At 72.4% G+C, this 11265-nt stretch carries 6 protein-coding genes; 5 read left to right on the plus strand and 1 reads right to left on the minus strand.

Annotated features, from left to right (window positions below; genetic code table 11):
- Positions 1 to 15 precede the first annotated feature (15 nt).
- Positions 16 to 813: an electron transfer flavoprotein subunit beta/FixA family protein gene (locus ACFQTY_RS17360; RefSeq protein WP_378103070.1), complete on the minus strand. Its 798-nt coding sequence runs from the start codon at positions 811 to 813 to the stop codon at positions 16 to 18.
- Between the two features lie 120 nt (positions 814 to 933).
- Here ACFQTY_RS17360 and glgX point away from each other — a divergent pair, with 120 nt between their 5' ends.
- From glgX to glgB, 5 genes are all read left to right on the plus strand, one after another.
- Positions 934 to 3123 (plus strand): glycogen debranching protein GlgX, encoded by a 2190-nt coding sequence (glgX, locus tag ACFQTY_RS17365; protein ID WP_378103071.1) that lies wholly within the window; start codon positions 934 to 936, stop codon positions 3121 to 3123.
- A gap of 136 nt (positions 3124 to 3259) precedes the next feature.
- Positions 3260 to 5440 carry an alpha-1,4-glucan--maltose-1-phosphate maltosyltransferase gene (locus ACFQTY_RS17370; protein ID WP_378103072.1) on the plus strand — a complete coding sequence of 727 codons (2181 nt, stop codon included), beginning with the start codon at positions 3260 to 3262 and terminating at the stop codon, positions 5438 to 5440.
- Entirely contained in the window at positions 5437 to 7176 is a 1740-nt protein-coding gene (gene treS / locus ACFQTY_RS17375) for a maltose alpha-D-glucosyltransferase (RefSeq protein ID WP_378103073.1), read from the plus strand. The genes ACFQTY_RS17370 and treS overlap by 4 nt, the downstream gene beginning before the upstream one ends.
- Complete coding sequence (locus tag ACFQTY_RS17380) at positions 7173 to 8561, plus strand: aminoglycoside phosphotransferase (RefSeq protein ID WP_378103074.1); 1389 nt, start codon at positions 7173 to 7175, stop codon at positions 8559 to 8561. The genes treS and ACFQTY_RS17380 overlap by 4 nt, the downstream gene beginning before the upstream one ends.
- An 87-nt stretch (positions 8562 to 8648) precedes the next feature.
- The gene (gene glgB, locus ACFQTY_RS17385; RefSeq protein WP_378103075.1) at positions 8649 to 10835 is read left to right on the plus strand and encodes a 1,4-alpha-glucan branching protein GlgB; all 2187 of its coding nucleotides are present in this window, start codon (positions 8649 to 8651) and stop codon (positions 10833 to 10835) included.
- Positions 10836 to 11265 lie beyond the last annotated feature (430 nt).

Below are 11265 nucleotides of genomic sequence, written 5' to 3' on the forward strand. Positions count from 1 at the left end.
TCCTCGGGTCCGGGGTCAGACGAGCTTGTTCTCGACGAGGTAGGCCGCGAGGCGCACACCGGCGTCGCCCCCGTCGGTCACCAGGACGCGGTCCTCTCGGGCGGGCCTCTCGGCGGCCGCGACCACCGCGGTGTGCGCCCCTGCCGCACCGACCTGGTCCGGCTCGATGCCGAGATCGGCCAGCGTCCACGTGGTCACGGCCTTCTTGCGGGCCGCCATGATGCCCTTGAAGCCGGGGTACCGCGGCTCGTTGGCGCTGTCGGTCACCGAGACGACGGCCGGCAGCGGTGCGCGCAGCAGCTCGACCGCGTGGTCCAGCTCGCGGCGGACGGTCACCGTGCCCGCCGTCTCGTCCACCATCACCTCGGTCGCCAAGGTCAGCGCCGGCAGCTCGAGCAGGTCGGCCAGCACGGTCGGCACCAGGGACGTCAGGCCGTCGAGGGCTGCCATTCCGGTGAGCACCAGGTCCACCGGCTGCTGCTCGGACAGCCGGTGGACCGCGGCCGCCAGCACGCGGGCCGTGCTGACGGCGTCCGAGCCGGCGATCGCGTCGTCGACGACGTGGACGGCCTCGTCGGCTCCCATCTGCAGCCCTCGGCGCACCGCGTCGACGGCGTCGTCCGGACCGACGGTCAGCACGACCACCTCGCCGTCCTCCGCCTCCTCGACCAGGGTGAGCGCGGCCTCGACGGCGTTCTCGTCCAGCTCGTTCAGCGTCCCGTCACCGCCGTCGCGGACCATCCGGCCATCGGGTCCGAGGGAACGCTCGGACTGGATGTCCGGCACGTGCTTCACGGCGACGAGGATCCTCACGCGCGGAACGTTACCTGGCGTCACCGGCGCGGTCCCGAGGCGTCCGCTGCTCGTCGCATGCCGCAAGGACCGACGGTCCCAGGCGAGGCGTGCGCGGGCTCCCGGCGGCGGGCGGTGACAATGGGTCGCGTGAGCTCCCCGTCCCGACGACCGCCACGCCTCGGGGTGCACGTCGTCGACGACGGCATCGAGGTCGCCGTGCTGGCCCCGCACGCCGATGCGATCGACCTGTGCCTGCTCGACGAGGGCACGGAGCGCCGCGTCCGGCTCGACGGTCCTTCGCTGGGCGTCTTCAGCGCCCACGTGCCCGGCGTGCAGCCCGGTCAGCGGTACGGCTTCCGCGCCCACGGGCCGTGGGAGCCTTCCTACGGCCTCCGCTACAACCCGGCGAAGCTGCTGGTGGACCCCTATGCGCGCGGTCTCGTCGGCGCGCTCGGCTACGGCCCGGCCACCTACGGCCACGTCGTCGACGACCAGCTCCGTGGGGACCCGCACGGCGCAGCGGACGGCCGTGACTCCGCCGCGCACGTCCCTCATGGCGTCGTCGTGGACACCCGCGACCTCGCCGGCCCGGACCCGGCCGCCAACCGACCCTGGACGCCCTGGCGGGACACGGTCGTGTACGAGGCGCACGTCAAGGGCCTCACCGCGCTGGCCGAGCACGTGCCGCCCGAGCTGCGCGGGACCTACGCGGGGCTGGCGCACCCGACGGTCATCGAGCACCTGGTGCGGCTCGGGGTGACCGCCGTCGAGCTGCTCCCGGTGCACGCGCACGCCTCGGAGCCGCACCTCGTCCGCCGGGGCCTGACCAACTACTGGGGCTACAACACCCTCGGCTTCTTCGCACCGCACGCCCCGTACGCCACCGAGCTGGCCCGGCGGCTGGGACCGGCGGCGGTCCTCGCCGAGCTACGGACCGCCGTGCACGCCCTGCACGAGGCGGGGCTCGAGGTGCTGCTGGACGTCGTCTACAACCACACCTGCGAAGGCGGGGCCGACGGCCAGCACCTGTCCTGGCGCGGCCTGGACAACGCGGTCTACTACGCCCACGACGGCAACATCCCGGCGGGGATCGTCGACGTCACCGGCTGCGGCAACACCCTGGACTTCCGGCGGCCCGAGGTGGTCGCCCTGACGATGGACTCGCTGCGCTACTGGGCCGACGTGGTGGGGGTCGACGGTTTCCGGTTCGACCTCGCCGTCACGCTGGGGCGCGGGACGCAGGGTTTCACCCCGGACCACCCGCTGCTCGTCGCCGCCTCGACCGACCCGTCGCTGCACGCGCTCAAGCGGATCGCGGAGCCGTGGGACATCGGGCCCGGCGGCTGGCGCACGGGCCAGTTCCCGCCACCGTTCGGCGAGTGGAACGACCGGTTCCGCAACGCCGTCCGCTCCTTCTGGCTGGCCGACCCGGGCCGTGCCGCGCACGGTCTGCCGGGCCATCGCGTCCGCGAGGTCGCCACGCGCCTGTCCGGCTCGGTCGACCTGTTCGGCAACGGCACACCGCCGCTGGCTCGTACGCCCACCGCGTCGGTCAACTTCCTCACGGCGCACGACGGGTTCACGCTCGCGGACCTCGTCGCCTACGAGCACAAGCACAACGCCGCGAACGGGGAGCAGAACCGGGACGGCAGCGACGACAACCGGTCCTGGAACCACGGCGTCGAGGGGCCGGTGCCGCCCGACTCACCTGGTGCCGACGTGCTCCCCCTGCGGCGACGCTCGATCCGCAACCTGCTCGGCACGCTGGTGCTCGCCGCCGGCACGCCGATGATCACGGCCGGCGACGAGCTCGGCCGCACCCAGCACGGCAACAACAACGCCTACTGCCAGGACTCCGAGCTGTCGTGGATGTCCTGGAAGCTGCCGCCCTGGCGACGCAACCTGCTCGAGACCGCCCGCCACCTCCTGACGCTGCGCCGCGCCCACCCCGCGCTCCGGGCCACCGCCTTCTACACGGGTGGGCCGGCCGGCGACGGCGAGGCACCGGACCTGGCCTGGTTCGGCCCCGACGGAGCGCCGTTCGACCACGCCCGGTGGCACGACGCGTCCATCCGCACGTTCCAGATGGTCCGCACGACGGCCGCACCGGAGTCCGACTCCGTCCTCGTCGTCGTCAACGGCGCCCTGGACCAGCTGGCGGTGCGGCTGCCGCCGGACCACGTCGCGAGGTGGCAGCTGGCGTGGGACTCGGTGTGGGAGCACCCCCGCGAGGAGCGCCTGACGGCGATCGCAGGCGGTCTGCACGCGGGCGGCGGCGAGAGCGTGGTCCTCGAGCCGCTCAGCATGCGCGTCTACGTCCGCGCGTGACCGGTACCGCAACCGACCTGCGCCGCGTGCGCGGCCCCGCCGCTCCGCAGCACCGGATCCCCACCTGACCAGGACACGCGTCCAGCGACGTGCCGTGCGGATGCCCACCTGCGGCACGGGCGGATAGGTTCGGACCGTGCGACCGTCGTCGTCCCCGTCCCCCCGTCCGCAGCCCCAGCCCACGGTGGCGCGCGGGGTCCCCGCCACCCCTGCGGCCGCCCCGGCGCGCCGTGCGACTTCCTCCGGCGCGACCGCCTCGGGCGCGCCCGCACGGCACTCCGCGGTGGACGCGGCCCATCCGGCGCCGCCCGACGAGCCGCCCGTCCGCATCGGACGCATCCCGGTGCTCGACGTGGCGCCGGTCGCGGAGGAGGGCCGGTTCCCGGCGAAGGCCGTGGTGGGCGAGGCGGTGCCGATCCAGGCGACCGTCTTCCGCGAGGGTCACGACGCGTTCGGCGCCACCGCCGTGCTGGTCCGGCCGGACGGCGAGGTGCACCAGCGGGTGCGCATGACCGAGGTGCTCAAGGGGCTGGACCGGTACGAGGCCCGCGTGGTGCCCGACGCCACCGGCGCCTGGTCGTTCCGGGTCGAGGGCTGGTCCGACCCGTACGGCACGTGGGCCCACGACGCGGGGATCAAGGTGCCGGCCGGCATCGACGCCGAGCTGATGCTCACCGAGGGTGCGCGGGTGCTGACGCGCGCGGCCGAGCGCACCGGGCCGGATGCGATGCCCGAGCAGGACGCGGTGGTGCTGCAGGACGCCGCGGCGGCCCTGCGGGACCGGGAGCGCCCGGCCGACGAGCGCCTGGGCGTCGCCCTGTCCGACGCCGTCCGGGACGCGCTCGCCCGTACGCCGCTGCGCGACCTCGTCTCCCCGTCGGCCGACTACCCGCTCGTCGTGCACCGCCCGCTCGCCCTGGCGGGCTCGTGGTACGAGCTGTTCCCCCGGTCCCACGGCGCGCACGTCGACCCGGACACGGGGCGCTGGGTCTCCGGCACGCTGCGCACCGCCGCCGAGCAGCTGCCGCGCATCGCCTCGATGGGCTTCGACGTCGTCTACCTGACGCCGATCCACCCGATCGGCACGACGTTCCGCAAGGGCCGCAACAACACGCTCGTCGCCGAGCCCGGCGACCCCGGCTCCCCCTATGCGATCGGCTCGGCGGCCGGTGGTCACGACGCGATCGAGCCGAGCCTGGGGACGTTCGACGACTTCGACGCCTTCGTGGCGTCCGCCCGAGGGCTCGGCCTCGAGGTGGCCCTGGACCTCGCCCTGCAGTGCTCGCCGGACCACCCATGGGTCCGCGAGCACCCGGAGTGGTTCACCACGCGTGCCGACGGCTCGATCGCCTACGCCGAGAACCCGCCCAAGAAGTACCAGGACATCTACCCGCTCAACTTCGACAACGACCCCGAGGGCATCTACGCCGAGATCCACCGCGTCGTGGAGCTGTGGATCTCCCACGGCGTGACCGCGTTCCGCGTCGACAACCCGCACACCAAGCCACTCGCGTTCTGGGAGCGGCTGCTCGCGGAGGTCGCGCGCGACCACCCGGACGTCCTCTTCCTCGCAGAGGCCTTCACCCGGCCGGCGATGATGCTCGCGCTGGCCAAGATCGGCTTCCACCAGTCGTACACGTACTTCTCCTGGCGCAACACGAAGGAGGAGCTGGAGGAGTACATCGCCACGGTCGCCGGCCCGGACGGCGCGTGGATGCGCCCCAGCTTCTGGCCGACGACGCACGACATCCTCCCCCCGTACCTGCAGGCCACCGGCCTGGGCGGCTTCGCCGTCCGGGCGGTGCTAGCCGCCACGGGCTCGCCGACGTGGGGCATCTACTCCGGCTACGAGCTCGTCGAGCACATCCCGCGTCCGGGTGTCGAGGAGCAGATCGACAACGAGAAGTACGAGTTCCGCCCCCGCGACTGGTCGCAGGCGGACCGCTACGGCATCGCGCTGCTGATCGGCCGGCTGAACGCGGTGCGGCGCGCCCACCCGGCTCTCCAGCAGCTCCGTGACGTGCGCGTGCACCCGACGACGGACGACGCCCTGGTCTGCTTCTCCCGCCACGTCGCGGCCGAGGACTCGTCGACCGGCGTCGCGGACACCGTGGTGGTCGTCGTGAACCTCGACCCGTTCCACCCACGGGAAGGCATGGTCCTGCTGGACCTCGAGGCGCTCGGGCTGCCGGCCCTCGGCCCCGTGCGAGCGCACGACCTGCTGACCGACGCCACGTTCTGGTGGGGCCCGGAGGCGTTCGTCCGGCTCGACCCGACCGTCAGCTGTGCCCACGTGGTGCACGTGGACGTGCCGTGACCGAGCCGCCACCGACCACCGCCGCGCTGGCGCTGCACGGCCTGCCCGCGCGCCGCCAGCCCCAGGTGCCCGCCGCGGAGCTGCCGGGCGCCCCGACGCCGGACTCCCAGTGGTACCGCACCGCCGTGTTCTACGAGGTGATGCTGCGGTGCTTCTCCGACTCGCGGGGCGAGGGCTCCGGCGACATCCAGGGCCTGATCCAGCGCCTGGACTACCTGCAGTGGCTCGGCATCGACTGCCTGTGGCTGCCGCCGTTCTACCCGTCGCCCCTGCGTGACGGCGGCTACGACGTGGCGGACTACACGGCCGTCGCCGCGCAGTACGGCTCGATCGCCGACTTCACGGAGCTGGTGCAGCAGACCCACGCCCGCGGCATGCGGATCGTCGTCGACCTGGTGATGAACCACACCAGCGACCAGCACCCGTGGTTCCAGGCGTCGCGTGCCGACCCCGAGGGGCCCTACGGCGACTTCTACGTCTGGCGCGACGACAACGCGGGCTATCCCGATGCCCGCATCATCTTCGTCGACACCGAGACGTCCAACTGGACCTTCGACCCCGTCCGGCGGCAGTACTTCTGGCACCGGTTCTTCAGCCACCAGCCGGACCTCAACTTCGAGAACCCGCGCGTCGCGGAGGCGATGCTCGACGTCGGCCGGTTCTGGCTGAACCTCGGCGTCGACGGCTTCCGGCTCGACGCGGTCCCCTACCTGTTCGAGGCGGAGGGCACCAACTGCGAGAACCTGCCGGCCACGCACGCCTTCCTGCGCCGGGTCCGGCGGATGCTCGACGAGGAGTTCCCCGGCCGCATCATGCTCGCCGAGGCGAACCAGTGGCCGGAGGACGTCGTCGACTACTTCGGCACCGCGGAGGAGCCGGAGTGCCACATGTGCTTCCACTTCCCGGTGATGCCGCGCATCTTCTACGCGCTCCGCGATCAGCGCGCGACGCCGATCGTCGACATCCTCGCGGACACGCCGCCGATCCCGGCCGGCGGCCAGTGGAGCACCTTCCTGCGCAACCACGACGAGCTGACGCTCGAGATGGTGTCCACCGAGGAGCGCGCCTCCATGTACGGCTGGTACGCGCAGGACTCCCGGATGCGCGCCAACGTCGGGATCCGGCGTCGGCTGGCCCCGCTGCTGGACAACTCGCGCAAGGAGATCGAGCTCGCCCACGCCCTGCTCCTCTCGCTGCCCGGCAGCCCCTGCCTCTACTACGGCGACGAGATCGGGATGGGCGACAACATCTGGCTCGCCGACCGCGACTCCGTCCGCACCCCGATGCAGTGGACCCCGGACCGCAACGCGGGCTTCTCCACCGTCGACCCCGGCAAGCTGTACCTGCCGCTGGTCCAGTCCCTGGTGCACCACTACGCCCACGTCAACGTCGAGGCGCAGCTGGCCCAGCCCACCTCCTTGCTGCACTGGGTCAAGGGCATGCTCGCCGTCCGACGCCGGTACCCGGCGCTCGGCATGGGCGACTTCACGGTGGTGCCGTGCGACAACGACTCGATCCTGGCCTTCCTGCGCCGGACGCCGACGCAGACCGTGCTCGTCGTGGCCAACCTCGCCTCGACGGCCCGCGCCGCCCGCGTCACGCTCCCGGGTGCCGCAGGGTCCGCGCTGCGTGACGTCTTCGGCGGCGCTCCGTTCCCCGCCGTGGGTCCGGACGACGCCTGCACGTTCACCCTCGGCTCTCGCGACTTCTACTGGCTGGAGGTGGTCGCCCCGTGACGCTCACCGCGACGGCGGGGTCGGCGGACCTCCCCCTCGAGCCGCTGACGGAGCTCGTCCGGACGTGGCTGCCGACGCGCCGCTGGTACCCCGCCAAGGGGACCGAGGCGCAGCTCGCCGTGGTGGCCACGCTGCTGCTGGACGACGAGGCCGTGCGCATCCCTCTGGTCCGCGTGCGCTTCGGTTCGGTCGACACGCTGCTCCAGGTACCGCTCGTGCTCGAACGGCTCGCCCCGAGCGCCACGGCGCCAGCCCACCCGTCGCAACCGATCGACCCTGACACCGTCGGCCGGCTCGGCGACCTGCTGCTCCTCGACGGCACCGGCCACCCCGCGTTCCTGCGCGCCTGGCTCGCCGCCGCCGACGGCCCCGACGGCCGTGCGCCCACCGACCTGGATCCGACCACCGCCCGCGTGATCACGGGCGAGCAGTCGAACACCTCCGTCGTGCTCCGCCGTGCCGGCGAGGAGCTGCAGGCACCGGCGGTCGGCATCCTCAAGGTGTTCCGCACGCTCGCCGCCGGACCGAACCCGGACGTGGACGTACCGCGCCGGCTCGTCGAGGTCGGCTGGGACGGGGTACCGGCACCGCTCGGCTGGCTCGTGGGACGTTGGCCGGACGCGGACGGGCAGCTGGTCGAGGGCTACCTCGGCGCGCTCTCGGCGTTCGTCCCCGGGGCGCGTGACGGCTTCGAGCTCGCCTGCGAGCTCGCCGGTGCCGGCGCACCGTTCGACGACGCGGCCGGCCAGCTCGGCACCCTGATCGCCGGCATGCACGACGCCCTGGTCCGGGGTTTCGGTGCGGAACCGAGCGCCGCCGACGACGGCGACGGCGCCGCGGGTCCGGCGCAGGTCGCCCGCCAGCTGGAGGACCGGTTCGCCTGGGCCGCGGAGTCCGTGCCCGCGCTTCAGGGGTACGGGGACGCGGTCGACGGCGTCGCTGCCCGCGTCCGCGCTCTGCCGGACGCACCGCCGCGGCAGCGGGTGCACGGTGACCTGCACCTGGGCCAGGTGCTCCGATCGGCGGACCGGTGGCTGGTGACCGACTTCGAGGGTGAACCGTTGGCACCGTTGGCCATGCGCACCCGACCGGACCTGGCCGTGCGGGACGTCGCAGGCATGCTCCGGTCCTTCGACTACGCGGCGGCGGTCGGCGGCCTGCACCACGAGGCCGCGCACGCCTGGTCCGGTGCGGCCCGCGACGCCCTCCTGGCCCGGTACGACGAGACAGCGGGAACCTCGCTCGCCACAGGTGAGGGCTCGTCGGCGCTGCTCCTGACGGCGCTGGAGCTGGACAAGGCGCTGTACGAGGCGGTCTACGAGCAGCGCAACCGTCCCGACTGGCTGCACATCCCCCTGGCCGGTCTGGACCGGCTGCTCCGCTGAGGGACGGGGCTCGTTGGTCACCGACCCCGGTCCGCGTGTCCCGTGCGCCCGTCTGCAGGGACGCCGCTCCGGTGGTTGGCTAGGGCAATGACCTCGGTCGCACCCTCCCCGGTCCCCGTCGGCGCCGACACCCTGAGGGCGGTCGCGTCAGGCCTGTACTACGACCCCCATGGCGTGCTGGGCGCCCATCCCGGCGAGCACGGCGTGACCGTCCGCACGCTGCGGCCCCTGGCGGACAGCGTCGTCGTGGTGACCGACGGTGGGCAGACGGAGGCTCGCCACGAGCAGGACGGGATCTGGGTCGCCGTCCTCGACGCCGACGCCGTCCCCGCCTACCGCCTCGCGGTCACCTACGGCGAGTCCACGACCCTGGTCGACGAGCCCTACCGCTACCTGCCGACGCTGGGCGAGGTCGACCTCCACCTCATCCGGGAGGGCCGTCACGAGCAGCTCTGGACGGTCCTCGGTGCGTCCGTCCGGCGCTACCCGGATCCCCTGGGCGACGTGACCGGCACGTCCTTCGCCGTCTGGGCCCCCAACGCCCGCGCCGTCCGCGTCATCGGCGACTTCAACTACTGGCAAGGTGCGCAGCACGCGATGCGTTCGCTGGGCGACAGCGGCGTCTGGGAGCTCTTCGTGCCCGGCGTCACCGCGGGGGCGCGCTACAAGTTCGAGATCGTCGGCGCCGACGGCACCTGGCGGCAGAAGGCCGACCCGATGGCACGCGGCACCGAGGTCCCGCCCGCCACCGCGTCGGTCGTCGTCGACTCGCACTTCACCTGGTCGGACGACGCGTGGCTGGCTCATCGCGCGAGCACCGACCCGCACACCGGTCCCCTCTCGATCTACGAGGTCCACCTCGGCTCGTGGCGTCAGGGGCTCTCGTACCGCGACCTCGCCACCCAGCTGACCGACTACGTGCGTCAGACGGGGTTCACCCACGTGGAGTTCATGCCGGTCGCGGAGCACCCGTTCGGCGGCTCATGGGGCTACCAGGTCTCGTCGTACTACGCGCCGACCTCCCGCTTCGGCCACCCGGACGACCTCCGCTACCTCGTCAACGCCCTGCACGAGGCCGGCATCGGCGTGATCGTCGACTGGGTGCCGGCCCACTTCCCCAAGGACGACTGGAGCCTCGGCCGGTTCGACGGCACATCGCTCTACGAGGACCCCGACCCGCTGCGCGGCGAGCACCCGGACTGGGGCACGTACATCTTCAACTTCGGCCGTGCCGAGGTCCGCAACTTCCTCGTGGCCAACGCCACCTACTGGTTCGAGGAGTTCCACGTCGACGGCCTCCGCGTCGACGCCGTCGCCTCGATGCTGTACCTCGACTACTCCCGCAAGGACGGTCAGTGGCGACCCAACCAGTACGGCGGTCGTGAGAACCTCGACGCCATCTCGTTCCTCCAGGAGGCGAACGCCACGGCCTACCGCCGCACGCCAGGCGTCTTGATGATCGCCGAGGAGTCGACCGCGTGGGGTGGCGTCACCGCGCCGACCGACCACGGCGGTCTCGGCTTCGGCCTCAAGTGGAACATGGGCTGGATGAACGACACGCTCCGCTACATGGCGGAGCAGCCCGTGCACCGCAGCTACCACCACGGAGAGATCACATTCTCCATGGTGTACGCGTACTCCGAGCAGTTCATCCTGCCGCTCTCGCACGACGAGGTGGTGCACGGCAAGGGGTCCCTCTACGCCCGGATGCCCGGCGACCACTGGCAGAAGACGGCGAACGTCCGAGCCCTGTTCGCGTACCAATGGACGCACCCGGGCAAGCAGCTGATCTTCATGGGCGACGAGTTCGCGCAGCAGGGCGAATGGTCGGAGGCGGACTCCCTGTGGTGGGGACAGCTCGACGACCCCAAGCACGCCGGCGTCCAGCGACTCGTACGCGACCTCAACACCCTCTACCGGGCACAGCCCGCGCTCTGGAAGCTGGACCACAGGCCCGAGGGTTTCGAATGGATCGACTCGAACGACTCCCAGGGAAACACCCTGGCCTATCTCCGCAAAGCACCGGGCGCGCCGACCGCGGTCGTCGTCGTCAACTTCGCCGGCGTGCCGCACGAGCAGTACCGCCTCGCGCTGCCCGGCGCCGGCACCTGGACCGAGGCCCTCAACACCGACGCCGCGATCTACGGCGGCTCCGGCGTCGGCAACCTCGGGCAGATCACCGCTGATCCCGTGCCCCATTACGGACGCCCCTTCTCGGCGAGCATCCGCATCCCGCCTCTCGGCGCGGTGATCTTCATCGCCGACAACAGCTGACACCGGCAGCCACGCCCGACCGGGACACCGGCCGGCCTCCCGTCGGCACCGCTCCCGGCCCCTCGCACAGGTCCAGCCCGCACACCCCGGCTCACCTGCATGACCTGCGCGGCGAACGTCGCCCGCACGCCATCCCATAACCGAGCACCGATCAAGCGGCTCGATCCGCCATCAGTGACCGAGAACCGCGGCGAAACAACCGTTCGCACGGACCGTGCCCGCGCAGGCGTGCACCAAGGCCAACCGGGGCCCAACGGATCTGACTTGGCCGGACGGCTCGGCGCGCCGTGGTGGAGCGAAGACCGTGGGTGAACGCAGAAAGGCCCACCCGGTTGGGGGTGGGCCTTTCTGGAATGGTGTTCGGCGGCGTCCTACTCTCCCACATCCTGGCGGGTGCAGTACCATCGGCGCTGAAGGGCTTAGCTTCCGG

Source organism: Cellulomonas sp. T2.31MG-18 (genome assembly GCF_964266755.1).
Taxonomy (GTDB): domain Bacteria; phylum Actinomycetota; class Actinomycetes; order Actinomycetales; family Cellulomonadaceae; genus Cellulomonas.

Excerpts from the sequence above, each read along its gene's own strand:
- glgX (WP_378103071.1), top strand. The coding sequence starts at position 934 with ATGGGTCGCGTGAGCTCCCCGTCCCGACGACCGCCACGCCTCGGGGTG.
- glgB (WP_378103075.1), top strand. The coding sequence starts at position 8,649 with ATGACCTCGGTCGCACCCTCCCCGGTCCCCGTCGGCGCCGACACCCTG.